Origin of the sequence: Thiomonas sp. (assembly GCF_034007205.1) — a bacterium.
Taxonomy (GTDB): Bacteria; Pseudomonadota; Gammaproteobacteria; order Burkholderiales; family Burkholderiaceae_C; genus Thiomonas.
Genome location: NZ_JAVERI010000011.1, coordinates 1 through 15,164, shown reverse-complemented (window position 1 = coordinate 15,164; position 15,164 = coordinate 1). Strand labels below are relative to the sequence as shown.

Genomic DNA, 15,164 nt, shown 5'->3' with positions numbered 1-15,164 from the left:
ATGCCTTCCTCCCCTGTCGCCCCAACCGCTTCCCCGATCACCGCCCCGCCCGACGCCGAGGCGCTCTACGCCCGGCTTCTCGACCAGGTTCGCTGCACGCTGGCGGCGCAGCCCGAGCCGCCTCTGCTCATCGGCATCTATTCCGGCGGCGCCTGGCTGGCGCAACGTCTGCACGCCGATCTGCAACTGACCCAGCCCTACGGCGTGGTCTCGTCCACTTTTCACCGCGACGACTTCGCCACCCGCGGCCTGCATCCGAGCGCCAACCGCACCGCCCTGCCGGTATCCATCGCCGACCGCGCCGTGCTGCTGATCGACGACGTGCTGCACACCGGCCGCACCACCCGGGCGGCCATCAACGAGCTGTTCGATTTCGGCCGCCCGGCACGCATCGATCTGGCCGTGCTGGTCGATCGCGGCGGCCGCGAGCTGCCCATCTGCCCGCAGATCGCCGCGGCCACGCTCACCCTGCCCGCTGAGTTTTCGCTGGCGCTGCTGCGCGATGAGGACGTGACCGAGGGCATCCGCTTTCGCTTCGACCTGGTGAACAGATAAATCGAGTCGGCCATGACCCGCGCCCACAACCCCCAACTCAACACCCACGGCGAGCTGCGCCACCTGCTCACCCCCGAAGGCCTGCCGCGCGACGTGCTCACGCACATCCTCGACACCGCGCAGGGCTTCGTGAGCTTCGGCAGCCGCGAAGTGAAAAAAGTCCCGCTGCTGCGCGGCAAGAGCGTGTTCAACCTGTTCTTCGAGAACAGCACGCGCACCCGCACGACCTTCGAGATCGCGGCGCAGCGCCTGTCGGCCGATGTGTTCAATCTCGACATCCAGCGCTCTTCCACCTCCAAGGGCGAGAGCCTGCTCGACACCATCGCCAACCTCGAAGCGATGGATGCCGACGTGTTCGTCGTGCGCCACGCCGACAGCGGCGCGCCCTTTCTGATCGCCCAGCACACGCCCCCGCATGTGCACATCGTCAACGCCGGCGATGGCCGTCACGCCCACCCCACGCAGGGCCTGCTGGACATGTACACCATCCGCCATTTCAAGGGTGACTTCAGCAATCTGACGGTGGCCATCGTCGGCGACATCGTGCACTCGCGCGTGGCGCGCTCGGCCATCCACGCGCTCACCACGCTGGGCGCCGCCGAAGTGCGCGCCGTCGGCCCCAAGACCCTGGCGCCCGACAATCTGCGCGACATGGGCGTGCGCGTCTGCCACGACATGGCCGAGGGCATACGCGGCGCCGACGTCATCATGATGCTGCGGCTGCAAAACGAGCGCATGTCGGGCGCGCTGCTGCCGTCCGCGCATGAATTCAACATGACCTACGGCCTCACGCCCGAACGCCTGGCGCTGGCCAGGCCCGATGTCATCGTCATGCATCCCGGCCCGATCAACCGCGGCGTCGAGATCGACAGCGCCGTGGCCGACGGCCCGCGCAGCGTCATCCTCGATCAGGTGCGCTTCGGCATCGCCGTGCGCATGGCCGTGCTGTCCATCGTCGCCTCCACCGAAAGCCCGGCATGAGCACCACGCAAATTCTGATCCGCGGCGGCCGTCTCATCGACCCGCTGCGCGGGCTCGACGCCGAGGGCGATGTGGCCATTTCCGGCGAGCGCATCGTCACTGTGGGCAAAGCGCCCGAAGGCTTCACCCCCGAGCAGACGCTCGACGCGCGCGGCCTCCTCGTGCTGCCCGGCCTCATCGACCTCTGCGCCCGCCTGGGCGAGCCCGGCTACGAGCACGAGGGCATGCTGGAAACCGAACTGGTCGCGGCGCTGGCCGGCGGCGTCACCCGCGTGGTCTGCTCGCCCGACACCGATCCCGTGCTCGACGAACCCAGCCTGGTGGAAATGCTGCGCTGGCGCGCCCGCCGCATCAAGAGCGCGCGCGTCTATCCGCTGGGCGCGCTGACCAAAGGGCTGCAGGGCGAACGGCTGAGCGAAATGGCCGAACTCACCCGCGCGAGCTGCATCGGCTTCTCCCAGGCCGACACCCCCATCGCCGACACCAAGGTGCTCTACAGCGCCATGCAATACGCCAGCACCTTCGGCTACAAGGTCTGGCTGCGCGCGCAGGATGCGTCGCTGAGCCGCGGCGGCATCGCCGCCAGCGGCGCCTATGCCCAGCGCCTGGGCCTGAGCGGCGTGCCCGTCATGGCCGAAACCGTGGCGCTGCACACTCTGTTCGAACTCATGCGCGCCACCGGCTGCGCGGTGCATGTGAGCAAGCTCTCCAGCGCAGCCGGCGTGGCGCTGGTGCGCCAGGCCAAGGCCGAAGGGCTGCCGCTGACCTGCGACGTGTCGATCAACAGTCTCATGCTCACCGATCTGGACATCGGCTACTTCGACGCCCGCGCCCGGCTCGACCCGCCGCTGCGCCAGAGCAGAGACCGCGACGCCCTGCGCGCCGCGCTGGCCGACGGCACCATCGACGCGCTGTGCTCCGACCATACCCCGGTGAGCAGCGAAGACAAGACCCAGACCTTCGCCGACGCCGCCCCCGGCGCCACCGGGCTGGAGCTGCTGCTGTCCACCGCGCTGCAGTTCGCCTTGGATCTGCAACTGCCGTTGGTGCAGGCGCTGGGCTGCGTGGGCCACCGCGCCGCGCAGGCCGCAGGTCTGCCGCCCGCCACGCTCCAGGCAGGAGCCGCCGCCGAGCTCATCCTCGTCGACGCCCAGGCGCGCTGGCGCGCCGTTCCCGACGCGCTGCAAAGCCAAAGCCGCCACACCCCCCTGGCCGAGATCGAACTGCCCGGCCGCGTGCGGCATGCCGTGATCGACGGTCGCGTGGTGTGGAGCGCGCAGCCCGCCGCCGCGCTGGCATGAACCCGGCGCAGGAACCCGCCGCCCTCGCCGAGCCGCCCCCGCTGGCGCCTGCGCCCCTGTTGCACCGCATCGGCGCGCCGGTGCGCTTCACCTCCCGGCTGACCCGGCTCGGCGCCCATGCCCTGCGCGGCCAGCGCATCGTGCAGCGCCTGTTTCCCCGGCTCGACGCCGCCGGGCGTCGGCAGCAAATCCGCGACTGGTCGGCTGAATTGCTGCGATTGAGCGGCATTGCGTTGCAAGTCAATGGCGCGCCGCTGCAAACCCCGTCGCTCGTGGCCGCCAACCACGTGTCGTGGATCGACATTTTCGCCATCAATGCCGTGCAGCCCGTGCGCTTCGTCTCCAAGTCCGAAGCGGCGCAATGGCCGCTCGTCGGCCCGCTGGTGCGCGGCGTGGGCACGCTGTTCATCGAGCGCGAGCGCGCGCAGGACGTGGTGCGCGTCATCCACCAGATGGCGCAATGCCTGCAGAAGGGCGACCATGTCGGCGTCTTCCCCGAAGGCACCACCGGCTATGGCCACGAACTCCTGCCGTTTCACGCCAATCTGTTCCAGGCCGCCTGCAGCCGCGACGGCGCCTTTGCCGTGCAGCCCGTGGCGCTGTTCTACGCCGACCGCCGCAGCGGCCGCTTCAGTCGCGCCGCCTCGTATGTCGGCAATGAGACCATGGTCGGCAGTCTGTGGCGCATGAGCGCCGCCGCCCCGCTGCGCGTGGAAGTCGATTACCTGCCCCCGCTGCGCGCCCCAAGCCGCCGCGCGCTGGCCGATCAAACCCGCGAGGCCATCGCCGAACATCTCCACCAGCGCCTGCGCGACAGCCGCTGAACCTGGGCGTGCCCCTACAATTCAGCCGCTCACCTCGCCGTAGTTCAATGGATAGAACGGCTGCCTCCTAAGCGGCAAATACAGGTTCGATTCCTGTCGGCGGGACCATGAACCTCCCCACCCCAGCCCTCCCCACAAGTGGAGAGGGAGCAAACACACCTCTGCTCGTACTTTCAGTCAGGATGAGCGTGGCGTTTTTTGCCGGGAGCTGGCAGCAAGCTTGTGAGCCGCTGATACAGGCTGAACAAAAACGCCACGCGCGGGGCGTCGGCGCGGTCGCCTTTGTAGCTGTAGGCGGCGTCCACGGCGCGGTCGTTGGCCTGGTGGGCGCGGCGCAGCTCAGCGGGCAGGGTCAGCGGGTCGTAGAGATCGGCCAGCGTGGCGTTGGGATAGCGGGCGCGGGCTTGTTGCGGGAAATCGAATCCGCCCTGCCCCGACTGTGTCAAGCCTGGAGAGAAACACATGGCGATTACTGAATCCTCCATCGAATCCGCGCTGGAACGCGGAAAAGCGCTCGACCGCATCCAGCCCAGGGCTCTTGCCACCTCGATGGATCAAACCCATCATCGTCTGGTGCTCGATCTGGATAACGGGGCGCAAATCGCGGTGCCGTTTTCCTTGCTGCCCGAACGCGTCGCCGGTGCGACAGAAATGGAAAAAGCGAATGTGTGCATCGAGGGCGCGGGCCACGATCTCTATTGGCCCGATCTTGATGAAGGGCTCTACATCCCTGATCTGTGCGCAAAGGCCACCTTCGGCGAGCTGGCGATTGCCGCTTGAGGCCACGCTGAAAAATCGCCCTGCCCACGCTCGCAGGGGATGACAGGCTCCTACCCCGCAATCGGCGGCACGTCCAATCGCACGTCGCCGCACTGGGCGCGGTGGCGCAGCGCGTGGTCGATGAGCACGATGGCCACCAGCGCTTCGGCGATGGGCGCGGCGCGGATGCCCACGCAGGGGTCGTGCCGGCCATGCGTTTCGACCGTGGTGGGGGCGTTGTGCAGGTCCACCGATTGCCGCGGCAGGCGGATGCTCGATGTGGGCTTGATGGCGATGGAGGCCGTCACGTCCTGCCCGGTGCTGATGCCGCCGAGCACGCCGCCTGCGTGATTGGAGGTGAAGCCCTGCGGGGTGAGTTCGTCGCCATGCTGCGAGCCTTTTTGCGCCACGCTGGCGAAGCCCGCGCCGATTTCCACGCCCTTGACGGCGTTCAGCCCCATGAGCGCATGCGCGATGTCGGCGTCGAGCTTGTCGTACAGCGGCTCGCCCCAGCCTGCGGGCACGCCGCTGGCCGCAACCAGGATGCGCGCGCCGACCGAGTCGCCCGATTTGCGCAGTGCGTCCATATACGCCTCCAGCTCGGGCACGATGTCGGTGTTGGGGGCGAAGAACGGGTTCTGGTGCACCACGTCCCACGACTGAAAGGGGATGGGCACTGCGCCGAGCTGGGTCATGCAGGCGCGCACCACCACGCCGTGGTGCAGCCCGAGCCACTTTTTCGCCACCGCACCCGCGGCGACGATGGGCGCGGTCAGCCGGGCCGACGAGCGCCCGCCGCCGCGCGGATCGCGCAGGCCGTACTTGCGCCAGTAGGTGTAGTCGGCGTGGCCGGGGCGGAAGGTGTTCAGCAGGTTGCCGTAGTCCTTGCTGCGCTGGTCGGTGTTGCGGATGAGCAGGGCGATGGGTGTGCCGGTGGTCTTGCCCTCGAACACGCCGGAGAGGATTTCCACCTGATCGGCTTCCTGTCGCTGGGTGACGTGGCGGCTGGTGCCGGGCCGCCGGCGGTCGAGATCGGGCTGGATGTCGGCCTCGCTCAGTTCCATTCCTGGCGGGCAGCCGTCGATGACGCAGCCGATGGCCGGGCCGTGGGATTCGCCGAAGGTGGTCACTGCAAACAGCAGCCCGAGGGTGTTGCCGGACATGGGGGACTTTCAGTATCGAGGGGCGGGCGTGGCGTCAGAGACGCGGGCGGCGAGCGAGCGCAGCAGTTTGTCATGCACCCCACCAAAGCCGCCATTGCTCATCACCAGCACGCGGTCGCCGGGGCGGGCGGCGGCGGCCACGGCGGCCACCAGCGCGCCCAGATCGTCGAAAGCCTGCGCCTTGGCGCCCAGCGGCTGCAGGGTTTCGGCCAGATTCCAGCCCAGGCCGCCGGCATAGCCGAAGCTCAGGTCGGCGTCCGCCAGTGCGCCCGGCAGCAGCGCCTTCATCGCACCGAGCTTCATGGTGTTGGAACGCGGCTCGAACACCGCGAGGATGCGGCCGGCACGGGTCGCGGGGTCGGCGTCCATCTGCCGCCGCAGACCGGCGATGGTCGTGGCAATGGCTGTGGGGTGGTGGGCGAAATCGTCGTACACCGCAACGCCGCCCGCGGTGCCGCGCAGTTCCATGCGGCGCTTCACGCCCTGAAAGCTGCACAGCGCGGCGCAGGCTGCGTCGGCGAACACCCCGGCATGCCGGGCCGCGGCGATGGCGGCCAGGGCGTTGCTGCGGTTGTGCGCCCCGGTTTGGTTCCAGCGCACCTCGCCCATACGCTTGCCGCCCAGCAGCACCTCGAACTGCTGCTCGCCGCCCTGCGCGCTCCAGCCTGGGTGTGAGCCCCCTGAGCTGCCGCTGCGCGCCAGCCCCCCCGAGGGGGTGAGAAACTCTTGGGGCGGCCCGGCGAGTTTCTCAGGAGCATCGTCAAAATGCACCACTTCGCTCCAGCAGCCGCGCGAAAGCACGCGCTGCAGCGCATCCGAGCGGGCATTGACCACGAGCTGACCGCTGCGCGGCACGGTGCGCACGAGATGGTGGAACTGGGTTTCGATGGCCGCGAGATCGGGGAAGATGTCGGCGTGGTCGTATTCGAGGTTGTTCAGGATCGCGGTACGCGGCCGGTAATGCACGAACTTGGAGCGCTTGTCGAAGAAGGCGGTGTCGTACTCGTCGGCTTCGATGACGAAAAAGCCTCCCCCTCCCAACCTCCCCCACGCCGTGGGGGAGGAGCTTTCATACTCTCCTGCGCTCGTGTGGGAAGCGTGTTCGCCCCCTCCCCACTCGTGGGGAGGGTTGGGGTGGGCATCTCCGCCCCGGCTTCCCCCACGCTTGGGGGAAGCGTGTTCGCCCCCTCCCCACTCGTGGGGAGGGTTGGGGTGGGCATCTCCGCCCCGGCTTCCCCCACGCTTGGGGGAAGCGTGTTCGCCCCCTCCCCACTCGTGGGGAGGGTTGGGGTGGGGAGTCTTGTCCCCCCCCAGCCGCGCCGACTGGCCGAAGTCCAGCGGCACGCCGCCGATGAGAAAACCGGGATTCAGCCCCGCCACATCGAGAATATGCGCCAACATCGAGGTGGTCGTCGTCTTGCCGTGCGTGCCCGCGACTGCCAGGGTCCATCGACCCTGCAGCACATGCTCGGTCAGCCACTGCGGGCCGCTGACATAGGGCAACCCGGCATCGAGGATCGCCTCCATCAAGGGATTGCCGCGCGACACCACATTGCCGATGACCCACAGATCGGGCTTGAACGCGAGCTGATCGGCGCCGTAGCCTTCGACCAGATCGATGCCCAACTGCTGCAACTGGGTGCTCATGGGCGGATAGACCTGCGCGTCGCAGCCGGTCACCCGGTGCCCGGCCTCCTTCGCCAGCGCCGCCAAGCCGCCCATGAAAGTGCCGCAGATGCCAAGAATATGAATATGCATGTCGGGAGATTCTAGGAGCCTGTCGGTCTCGGGAACCGCGTTTGCACGGACAATAAACGTTCCACGCTTTCCCGACCTCGCATGCACACCGACCCGAGCCGCACGCCTGCCGTCACGATCTATCTGGCCTCCGCCAGCCCGCGGCGGCAGGCGTTGCTGCGGCAGGTCGGCGTGCCCTTCACCTTGCTCGCGCCGCCGCCCGACGAAGACAGCGAGGCGCTGGAAGCCGCGCTGCCCGGCGAGCCGCCGAGCGACTATGTGCAGCGCGTCACCCGCCTGAAGCTCGATGCGGCGCGCGCGCGCCTGGCCCGGTGCCATCCCGATGTGGCGCCCGACTCGGCCCTGCTGCTGTGCGCCGACACCACCGTGGCGCTGGACGGCCGCATCTACGGCAAGCCGCAGGGCGCAGACGACGCCGCACGCATGCTGCGCGCCCTGTCCGGCCGGACGCACCAGGTGCTCACCGCCGTCAGCGTGCAGCGCGGCGATGAGCGGTTTGATGCGCTGCAGACCTCACGAGTGCGCTTGGCCGCACTGAGCCCGCAAGACATCGCCGATTACATCGCCAGCGGCGAGCCTTTCGGCAAGGCCGGCGCCTACGCCCTGCAGGGCCGCGGCGCGGCCTTCGTCGAACACATCAGCGGCAGCGCCAGCGGCATCATCGGCCTGCCGCTGTTCGAAACGCTGCGGTTGTTGCGCGCCGCAGGCTGGCCCGCGAACACGGCATGCCACACATCAACACAGACAACCCGCCCATGAACCCCACACCCGAAGACATTCTCATCAACATCACCCCGCAGGAAACCCGGGTCGCGCTGGTCGCCCACGCCGCCGTGCAGGAACTGCACATCGAACGCAGCCTGGAGCGCGGGCTGGTGGGCAATATCTATCTGGGCAAGGTGGCGCGGGTGCTGCCCGGCATGCAGTCGGCCTTCATCGACATCGGGCTGGAGCGCACCGCGTTTCTGCATGTGGCCGATCTGTGGCAGCGGCAGACCGTTCCCGTAACCACCGAGGGGGCCGCCGATGCCCCTGCGGCTTCGTCTCTGCAGCCCATCGAAAAACTGCTCTACGAGGGCCAGACCTTGATGGTGCAGGTGCTCAAGGACCCGATCAACACCAAGGGCGCGCGCCTGACCACGCAGATCAGCCTGGCCGGGCGCATGCTCGTGCACCTGCCGCAGGACGACCACATCGGCATTTCGCAGAAGATCGACGGCGCCGAAGCGCGCGCCGCGCTGCGCGAACGCATGAGCGCGCTGCTCGCCGCCGATGAAGCCGCAAGCTCGCAGGGCTTCATCGTGCGCACCAATGCCGAAGACGCCAGCGACGCCGAACTGGCCGAAGACATCGCCTATCTGCGCAAGACCTGGCAAGCCATCCAGCAACGCGCGCACGACGCCAGCCCCAGCACCCTGATCTATCAGGAACTCAGTCTGGCGCAGCGCGTGCTGCGCGATCTGGTGAGCGAGGCCACGCGCAGCGTGCAGATCGATTCGCGCGAAAACTTTGAGGCGCTTCAGGCCTTTGCCGCCGAATACATGCCGAGGGTCAGCGGCCTGCTGCAGCTCTACCGCGGCGAGCGGCCGCTGTTCGAGACCGCCAATGTCGACGAGGAAATCGAGCGCGCGCTCGGCCGCCGCGTCGACCTCAAGTCCGGCGGCTACCTGATCATCGACCAGACCGAGGCGATGACCACCATCGACGTCAACACCGGCGGCTTCGTCGGCGCGCGCAACTTCGACGACACCATCTACCGCACCAACCTCGAAGCCACGCAGGCCATCGCCCGGCAACTGCGGCTGCGCAACCTCGGCGGCATGATCATCATCGACTTCATCGACATGCACAGCAGCCAGCACCGCGCCGCCGTGCTCGACGAACTGCGCAAGGCGCTGTCGCGCGACAAGGTCAAGGTGACCATCAGCGGCTTTTCGCAGCTCGGACTGGTCGAACTCACCCGCAAGCGCACCCGCGACTCGCTGGCGCACATGCTGATGGAGCCCTGCCCGACCTGCGGCGGGCTCGGCCAGGTCAAGACCGCGCGCACCGTGTGCTACGAAATCCTGCGCGAAATCCTGCGCGAGGCCAAGCAGTTCAACCCGCGCGAGTTCCGCATCGTCGCCAACGCCGACGTCATCGACCTGTTCCTGGAAGAGGAAAGCCGCCACCTGGCGTCGCTGTCGGACTTCATCGGCAAGCCGGTTTCGCTGCAGGTCGAACCGGCGTTCTCGCAGCAGCAGTACGACATCGTGCTGACGTGATTCGAGCGTCGTCCGACGGCGCCCGGCCGGGCCGACACGGCACTGTCATGAGCGAAAAATACAGTCGCATTGTGTCCTTTTGTGACTGGATATTTCTCCATGAAACCGTTCCCCGCCCTTGCTGCCTGCCTGCTTCCCCTCACCCTGCTCGCCGCCTGCGGCGGGGGAAGCGACTCCCCGGTCGCAGACCAGCCCGTCGCCGTCACCATCGCCCATGTCAACGACGTGCACTCCAACCTGTCGCCGACCACCACGACGCTGACCCTCGACGGTGTTGCCACCACGGTGCAGATCGGCGGCTTTGGCCGAGTCAAGGCCGCGGTCGATCAAATCGCCGCCAAGAGCCCGAACACCCTCAAGCTGCACGCCGGAGACGCCCTGGTCGGCACGCTGTACTACACCCTGTTTCAGGGCAAGGCCGACGCCGACCTGATGAACACCATCTGCTTCGACGCCATGGCCGTGGGCAACCACGAGTTCGACGACGGCGACGCCGGGCTCAGCCGCTTCATCGACTTTCTGCACGCCGGCAGTTGCAAAACTCCGATGCTGTCGGCCAACGTCACCCCGCAACCGGGCACGCCGCTGGCGCCGCAATCGGCGACCGACTACATCAAGCCCTTTGTCATCAAGGAGGTCGGCGGCGAGAAGATCGGCATCGTCGGCCTGACCGTCGTCGGCAAGACCCAGGGCTCTTCGCGCCCGCTGCCCACCACCGCCTTCGCCGACGAAGTGACCGCGGCGCAAAAGGCCATCGACCAGATCAAGGCGCAGGGCGTCAAGCGCATCGTGCTGCTCAGCCATGTGGGCTACACCTTCGACCAGCAGATCGCGCCGCAGCTCACCGATGTCGATGTCATCGTGGGAGGCGATTCGCACACCCTGCTCGGAGACTTTTCCCGCTACGGCCTGCCCAAGTCGGGCGACTACCCGACGCTGCTGAAAAACAAGGACGGCAGCACCGTCTGCATTGCGCAGGCCTGGGAATACGGCAAGGCGGTCGGTGAACTGCAGGTGAACTTCGCCGCCGACCAGACGGTGCAGACCTGCACAGGCACGCCGCACCTGCTGCTGGGCGACACCTTCACCCGCAAAGGCGCCGACGGCAAGACCTACACCGTCGCCGGAGCCGAACTCGACACCCTCAAGGCCACCATCGCCAAGGACCCGCAACTGCTGATGATCGCGCCGGATGCCGGCGCGGAATCGGTGCTCAAGGGCTACAAGGATCAGATCAGCCAGCTCGAAACCCAGGTCATCGGTCAATCGGCGCAATACCTCTGCCATGTGCGCTTTCCCGGCGACGCTTCCAAGGCCGCGGGATGCACCGAAGCGACCCGCGCGCACGGCTCGGACATCGCCAACATCGTGGCCCAGGCGTTTCTTGCGCAAAGCCTGACTTCGGACATCGCCATCCAGAACGCCGGAGGCGTGCGCATCGACGTACCTGCGGGCGACGTCACCATCAAGACCGCCTATACCCTGCTGCCCTTTGCCAACACCCTCACCGAACTGACCATGACCGGCGCGGAAATCAAGGCCGTGCTCGAAGAGGCGCTCGACTATGCGCTGATGACCGGCGGGTCGACCGGCGCCTACCCCTACGCCGCCGGCCTGCGCTGGGACGTCAACCTGTCGCTGCCCAAGGGTCAGCGCTTCAGCAACCTGCAGTTCAAGGCCAAGACCGCCAGCACCTGGACCGCCCTCGACCCCGCCGCCACCTACAAGGTCGTGACCAACAGCTACACCGCGCAGGGCAAGGACGGCTATCTGACCTTCAAGACCGTCACCGACAGCGGCCGGGCGCTCGATACCTATCTGGACTACGCCCAGTCCTTTGTCGATTACGTCAAAAAGGTCGGCACGCTCGACAAATTGCCGGTGAGCGACTACTCGACGCAGAACTTCTACGACAAGACCGGCGCGCTCCAGCAGTGATCGCCCCCGCCAGACAGGCAACGAAACCGTCTGATCCTCAGGAGTCTTTCATGAATCTCCAGGAATTGCCTCTCATCAGCCGCCGCGCGGCGCTGGCCGTCCTGGGCAGCGCCGCGCTCGCGCTTGCCGCCTGCGGCGGAGACAGCACAGCCGCCGCCGACACCCCTGCGGCTGGGACAAAACTCAGCCTGGCCCTGGTCGAGACCACCGACCTGCATACGAATGTCTTGAGCTACGACTACTACACGACCCAAGACACCAACACCCTGGGCCTGGACCGCGCCGCCACGCTGATCGAGGCCATCCGCAAGGACCACCCCAACACCCTGCTGTTCGACAACGGCGACACCATCCAGGGCACGGCGCTGGCGGACTATCAGGCCAGCGTCGAACGCGTCTCGTGCGATCAGACGCTGGCCATTTTCAAGGCGATGAACTACCTGAAGTACGACGCGATGTCGGTGGGAAATCACGAGTTCAACTACGGACTCGACTTCCTCAGCCAGGTCACGCACAACGCCAACTGGAACCCGCAATACGCCAACTGCAAGGGCCCGGACTTCCCGCTGGTCACGGCCAATGTCTACAAGACCGCGGACAAGCAGGGGCTGTACGCCCCCTACACCCTGCTCGACCGCCAGTTCACCGCGAGCGACGGCAAGGCGTATTCGCTGAAGATCGGCGTCATCGGCTTCACGCCGCCGCCAATCATGCAATGGGACAAGCGCTGGCTCGAAGGCAACGTCTACACCGAAGGCGTGAAGGAAATGGCCGCCAAGTACGTGCCCGAGATGCGCAGCAAGGGCGCCGATGTCGTCGTGGCGCTGGTGCACGGCGGCATTTCCACCGCACCGTACAGCCCCACGATGGAAAACGCCGCGTATTACGTCGCCGACGTGCCCGGAATCGACGCGATGTTCATGGGGCATTCGCACAGCTACTTCCCCGACGGCAAGAACTACGCCAACCTCCCGGAGGTCGATAACGTCAAGGGCACGATCAAAGGGGTGCCCGCCATCATGGGTGGATTCTGGGGCAACAGCGTCGGCCTGATGAAAATGGAGCTGAGCTGGGACGGCAAGCAGTGGAAAGTTGCCAGCGCGACTTCCAGCCTGCAATCGATCAATTCCAAGGACGCCAGCGGAACCGCCGTGGTCATTCCTGCCGACCCGGCGATCAAGGCGTTGATCCAGGCCGAACACGATGCGACCGTCAACTACGTCAGCACGCCCATCGGCACCTCGGAATACCGCATTGCCAGCCAGTTCACGCAAGTGGGCGATGTCGGCGTGGTGCAACTGATCAACGATGCCCAGATTGCCGCCTACAAGTCGTATGCCGACGCCAACCTGCCGCAGTATGCCGGCCTGCCGGTGCTGTCGGCGGCGGCGCCGTTCAAGATGAATTTCCGCGCCACCGGCTACACCGACATTCCTGCCGGGGGCGTGGCGATCAAGGACATGGCCAATCTCTACGTCTACCCCAATACGCTGCAGGCGGTCAAAATCACCGGTGCCGACGTGAAGCTCTGGCTCGAAAAGTCGGCGCAATATTTCAACACCATCGACCCCGCCAAGACCGCCGACCAGCAGCTCATCGATTCGACCTTTCCCTCGTACAACTTCGACGTCATCCAGGGATCGGGGCTGACCTACGAGATCGATGTCACCAAACCTGTCGGCCAGCGCATCGTCAACCTGCGAATGAACGGAGCGGCGCTCGACCCGGCGGCCGAAGTCATTGTCGTGACCAACAACTACCGCGCCAGCGGCCTGGGCAAATTCATCGGCAAGACCTTCCCGGATTCGAGCTATGTCATCTACGAATCGCCCGACGAGAACCGCGAGGCCATCATCTCGTTCGTCAAGGCGCAAAAAACCCTGACCCGCGCGGCGAATGCCTCCAACCGCAACTGGCGCTTCGTCAAGACGGCCACTGCCGGCAAGGTGCTGTTCGAATCCGGGCCGAACGCCCTGCAACTCGCCATCGACGACGGCATCACCCATGTGACCCTCGACTCCACCAAACCCGACGGCAGCGCCAGCATCTACCAATTGCACCTCGACCAGTAGGCCGGACCTAGAGTGAAAACGGCCTGCATGCGCAGGCCGTTTTCGCTTTGGCACCATTTCAACAAATCCCCGGACCAGGCGAGCCGACCCTGGGAAGATGCGGGGCTGCTTACTTCGGGCAGGTCGCGGTGCTGCCCGGCACCTTGCCGACCAGCAGCAGGAAGGAGCTGAACGGGTCCATCGCCCGCATGGCGACCAGTTTGGGACCTTCGAATTGCAGGCGGCCGAACATCATCGCGGACATCGGGCCGTAGTCGCCCTTGCCCATTTCCTCCCAGCGCTTGGTGTCGGCGTGCATCAGGAAGTCCACATCGAAATTGGGCTGGAGCATGGGCGCGCCGCCATAGACGCACATCGCCTTGTCGTTGCGCAACTGCAGCTTGAGTTCAACCACGCTGGCCTTGCCGCAGTCGTTGCGGTACATCTCGACCAGCTTGTAGCCGCGGCCCTTGTCATCGTGCATGAATTCTCCCTTCAATCCATTGGTCAGCTCGGGAGTGTTGTTCCACGCTGTGCAGGCTTCGCTGGCCCATTGCGGCGACATCAGCACGGGGGTGTCGGCCCAGGCTGTGGCGGCTGCGCACGACAGCGCCAGGCCGGCGGCCAGCCCGAGGGCTTGCAGGGTGCGGTGGGGGTTGAACATCGTTTTCATGTGGGTTTGTCTCCTGTTGGATTGAAAAGCTCGCGCAGGGGGAAAGGAGCCCGGCCATGGCGCGACGACATGGTCAAAGGCGGAGCCATGAAGGCTGTACTTAGTGCTGCAGCAACTCCTGCGCGCGCTGGGCGAAAGCAGCCGCCTGCTTTTCGTCGATGAACAGGCGGATGAACTTGACGCAGGCCTGCACGGCTGCGGCCTGGCCTTCGGGCGTGTCGGGATGTTGTTCGATTTTCTGCACCAGCCGGGGCGCCTGGGCGCCGAACTGTTCTTCGGCCAGGGCGATGAGCAGGGCGTGCGGACTGGCTGCGGATGGGTTCGCAGCGGCGCTCGGGGTTGCGCCGTGGGCAGCTTGTGCTGCGTCTTCTGCCGTGTGCACGAGATAGCCCGCGTCGATCAGTCCGCACAGCGCCTGCATGCAGCGCTGCGGATCGGCGCCGGCCTTGAGCAGTTCGTGCACGGGGCGGTGGCCGTCGGCGAGGATGAGCAGGTTGCGCTGCCCGGGCAGCAGGCCATTGGCGCGGGTGGCGAGTTCGTCCCTTCCCTTGGGCGTTTTCTCGAATATCCAGTCCAGCGGCAAATCTGCAGACATCCACCTCGAGCTCGCGTTGACCGCGAACCTGCCTCCAATGTTTTTGCCCGCATCGATTCGCGCGGTAGAGGCTGGAGTATGCCGATCCGTCGAGTATTTTGCACCCGGATCAACCCGCAGATACCGCCAGACCTAGGAGCCTGTCGGACTTGAGGATCGTCGGCTGCAAAACGGCCTCGCCGGTCCATTTTTCACCGTTTTCTTGGGCAATAGTTCGACTATTGCCCGGCGAAATCGGCAAAAACTGTCCTCGCCGGGGCCGTTTTTCGCTATCGACGCCCCAAGTCCGACAGGCTCCTAGG

At 66.4% G+C, this 15,164-nt stretch carries 15 protein-coding genes and 1 tRNA gene; 10 read left to right on the top strand and 6 right to left on the bottom strand.

Annotation, left to right across the window (positions count from 1 at the left end):
• The 5 genes from pyrR to RBR52_RS10140 all read left to right on the top strand — a co-directional run bounded on the left by pyrR (position 1) and on the right by RBR52_RS10140 (position 3,769).
• Complete coding sequence (gene pyrR / locus RBR52_RS10160; RefSeq protein WP_320377087.1) at positions 1 to 555, top strand: bifunctional pyr operon transcriptional regulator/uracil phosphoribosyltransferase PyrR; 555 nt, start codon at positions 1 to 3, stop codon at positions 553 to 555.
• 12 nt (positions 556 to 567) lie between these two features.
• Positions 568 to 1,536, top strand: coding sequence for an aspartate carbamoyltransferase catalytic subunit (locus RBR52_RS10155; protein WP_320377086.1), 969 nt, complete (start codon positions 568 to 570; stop codon positions 1,534 to 1,536).
• Complete coding sequence (locus tag RBR52_RS10150) at positions 1,533 to 2,837, top strand: dihydroorotase (protein WP_320377085.1); 1,305 nt, start codon at positions 1,533 to 1,535, stop codon at positions 2,835 to 2,837. The genes RBR52_RS10155 and RBR52_RS10150 overlap by 4 nt, the downstream gene beginning before the upstream one ends.
• On the top strand, positions 2,834 to 3,661 hold the full coding sequence (locus RBR52_RS10145) for a lysophospholipid acyltransferase family protein (RefSeq protein WP_320377084.1): 828 nt from the start codon (positions 2,834 to 2,836) through the stop codon (positions 3,659 to 3,661). Before RBR52_RS10150 ends, RBR52_RS10145 begins: the two co-directional genes overlap by 4 nt.
• A 33-nt stretch (positions 3,662 to 3,694) precedes the next feature.
• Positions 3,695 to 3,769, top strand: a tRNA-Arg gene (locus RBR52_RS10140).
• 65 nt (positions 3,770 to 3,834) lie between these two features.
• Here the strand turns inward: RBR52_RS10140 and RBR52_RS10135 are convergent.
• Complete coding sequence (locus tag RBR52_RS10135; RefSeq protein WP_320377083.1) at positions 3,835 to 4,125, bottom strand: type IIL restriction-modification enzyme MmeI; 291 nt, start codon at positions 4,123 to 4,125, stop codon at positions 3,835 to 3,837.
• Here RBR52_RS10135 and RBR52_RS10130 point away from each other — a divergent pair.
• Positions 4,124 to 4,441 (top strand): DUF2442 domain-containing protein, encoded by a 318-nt coding sequence (locus tag RBR52_RS10130; RefSeq protein ID WP_320377082.1) that lies wholly within the window; start codon positions 4,124 to 4,126, stop codon positions 4,439 to 4,441. The two genes, RBR52_RS10135 and RBR52_RS10130, sit on opposite strands and share 2 nt — an antisense overlap.
• A gap of 50 nt (positions 4,442 to 4,491) precedes the next feature.
• Here RBR52_RS10130 and aroC read toward each other — a convergent pair whose 3' ends face one another.
• Together aroC and RBR52_RS10120 are read right to left on the bottom strand one after the other, a co-directional pair.
• Complete coding sequence (aroC, locus tag RBR52_RS10125) at positions 4,492 to 5,583, bottom strand: chorismate synthase (protein WP_320377081.1); 1,092 nt, start codon at positions 5,581 to 5,583, stop codon at positions 4,492 to 4,494.
• A 9-nt stretch (positions 5,584 to 5,592) separates the two neighbouring features.
• Positions 5,593 to 7,341: a Mur ligase domain-containing protein gene (locus RBR52_RS10120; protein WP_320377080.1), complete on the bottom strand. Its 1,749-nt coding sequence runs from the start codon at positions 7,339 to 7,341 to the stop codon at positions 5,593 to 5,595.
• An 81-nt stretch (positions 7,342 to 7,422) separates the two neighbouring features.
• On the opposite strand from RBR52_RS10120, the gene RBR52_RS10115 reads away from it, so the two are divergent.
• From RBR52_RS10115 to RBR52_RS10100, 4 genes are all read left to right on the top strand, one after another.
• Positions 7,423 to 8,100 (top strand): Maf family protein, encoded by a 678-nt coding sequence (locus RBR52_RS10115; protein WP_320377079.1) that lies wholly within the window; start codon positions 7,423 to 7,425, stop codon positions 8,098 to 8,100.
• Entirely contained in the window at positions 8,097 to 9,605 is a 1,509-nt protein-coding gene (rng, locus tag RBR52_RS10110; protein WP_320377078.1) for a ribonuclease G, read from the top strand. The genes RBR52_RS10115 and rng overlap by 4 nt, the downstream gene beginning before the upstream one ends.
• A gap of 99 nt (positions 9,606 to 9,704) precedes the next feature.
• Positions 9,705 to 11,543 (top strand): NAD nucleotidase, encoded by a 1,839-nt coding sequence (gene nadN, locus RBR52_RS10105; protein ID WP_320377077.1) that lies wholly within the window; start codon positions 9,705 to 9,707, stop codon positions 11,541 to 11,543.
• Positions 11,544 to 11,593: 50 nt separating this feature from the next.
• A complete protein-coding gene (locus tag RBR52_RS10100) occupies positions 11,594 to 13,615 on the top strand; it encodes a bifunctional 2',3'-cyclic-nucleotide 2'-phosphodiesterase/3'-nucleotidase (protein ID WP_320377076.1) in 2,022 nt (673 codons plus the stop codon).
• A 109-nt stretch (positions 13,616 to 13,724) separates the two neighbouring features.
• Here the strand turns inward: RBR52_RS10100 and RBR52_RS10095 are convergent, their stop codons facing one another.
• The 3 genes from RBR52_RS10095 to RBR52_RS10085 form a co-directional block, all read right to left on the bottom strand.
• Positions 13,725 to 14,258, bottom strand: coding sequence for an SCP2 sterol-binding domain-containing protein (locus tag RBR52_RS10095; protein WP_320377075.1), 534 nt, complete (start codon positions 14,256 to 14,258; stop codon positions 13,725 to 13,727).
• 109 nt (positions 14,259 to 14,367) lie between these two features.
• Positions 14,368 to 14,862, bottom strand: coding sequence for a hypothetical protein (locus RBR52_RS10090; RefSeq protein WP_320377074.1), 495 nt, complete (start codon positions 14,860 to 14,862; stop codon positions 14,368 to 14,370).
• A 109-nt stretch (positions 14,863 to 14,971) separates the two neighbouring features.
• Positions 14,972 to 15,164: hypothetical protein (locus RBR52_RS10085; protein WP_320377073.1), on the bottom strand; the 193-nt coding region annotated here is incomplete at its 5' end.

What these genes read in the sequence shown, in the direction of transcription:
- pyrR (WP_320377087.1), top strand. Translation starts at nt 1, where the DNA reads ATGCCTTCCTCCCCTGTCGCCCCAACCGCTTCCCCGATCACCGCCCCG.
- RBR52_RS10155 (WP_320377086.1), top strand. Translation starts at nt 568, where the DNA reads ATGACCCGCGCCCACAACCCCCAACTCAACACCCACGGCGAGCTGCGC.
- RBR52_RS10150 (WP_320377085.1), top strand. Translation starts at nt 1,533, where the DNA reads ATGAGCACCACGCAAATTCTGATCCGCGGCGGCCGTCTCATCGACCCG.
- RBR52_RS10145 (WP_320377084.1), top strand. Translation starts at nt 2,834, where the DNA reads ATGAACCCGGCGCAGGAACCCGCCGCCCTCGCCGAGCCGCCCCCGCTG.
- RBR52_RS10130 (WP_320377082.1), top strand. Translation starts at nt 4,124, where the DNA reads ATGGCGATTACTGAATCCTCCATCGAATCCGCGCTGGAACGCGGAAAA.
- RBR52_RS10135 (WP_320377083.1), bottom strand. Translation starts at nt 4,125, where the DNA reads ATGTGTTTCTCTCCAGGCTTGACACAGTCGGGGCAGGGCGGATTCGAT.
- aroC (WP_320377081.1), bottom strand. Translation starts at nt 5,583, where the DNA reads ATGTCCGGCAACACCCTCGGGCTGCTGTTTGCAGTGACCACCTTCGGC.
- RBR52_RS10120 (WP_320377080.1), bottom strand. Translation starts at nt 7,341, where the DNA reads ATGCATATTCATATTCTTGGCATCTGCGGCACTTTCATGGGCGGCTTG.
- RBR52_RS10115 (WP_320377079.1), top strand. Translation starts at nt 7,423, where the DNA reads ATGCACACCGACCCGAGCCGCACGCCTGCCGTCACGATCTATCTGGCC.
- rng (WP_320377078.1), top strand. Translation starts at nt 8,097, where the DNA reads ATGAACCCCACACCCGAAGACATTCTCATCAACATCACCCCGCAGGAA.
- nadN (WP_320377077.1), top strand. Translation starts at nt 9,705, where the DNA reads ATGAAACCGTTCCCCGCCCTTGCTGCCTGCCTGCTTCCCCTCACCCTG.
- RBR52_RS10100 (WP_320377076.1), top strand. Translation starts at nt 11,594, where the DNA reads ATGAATCTCCAGGAATTGCCTCTCATCAGCCGCCGCGCGGCGCTGGCC.
- RBR52_RS10095 (WP_320377075.1), bottom strand. Translation starts at nt 14,258, where the DNA reads ATGTTCAACCCCCACCGCACCCTGCAAGCCCTCGGGCTGGCCGCCGGC.
- RBR52_RS10090 (WP_320377074.1), bottom strand. Translation starts at nt 14,862, where the DNA reads ATGTCTGCAGATTTGCCGCTGGACTGGATATTCGAGAAAACGCCCAAG.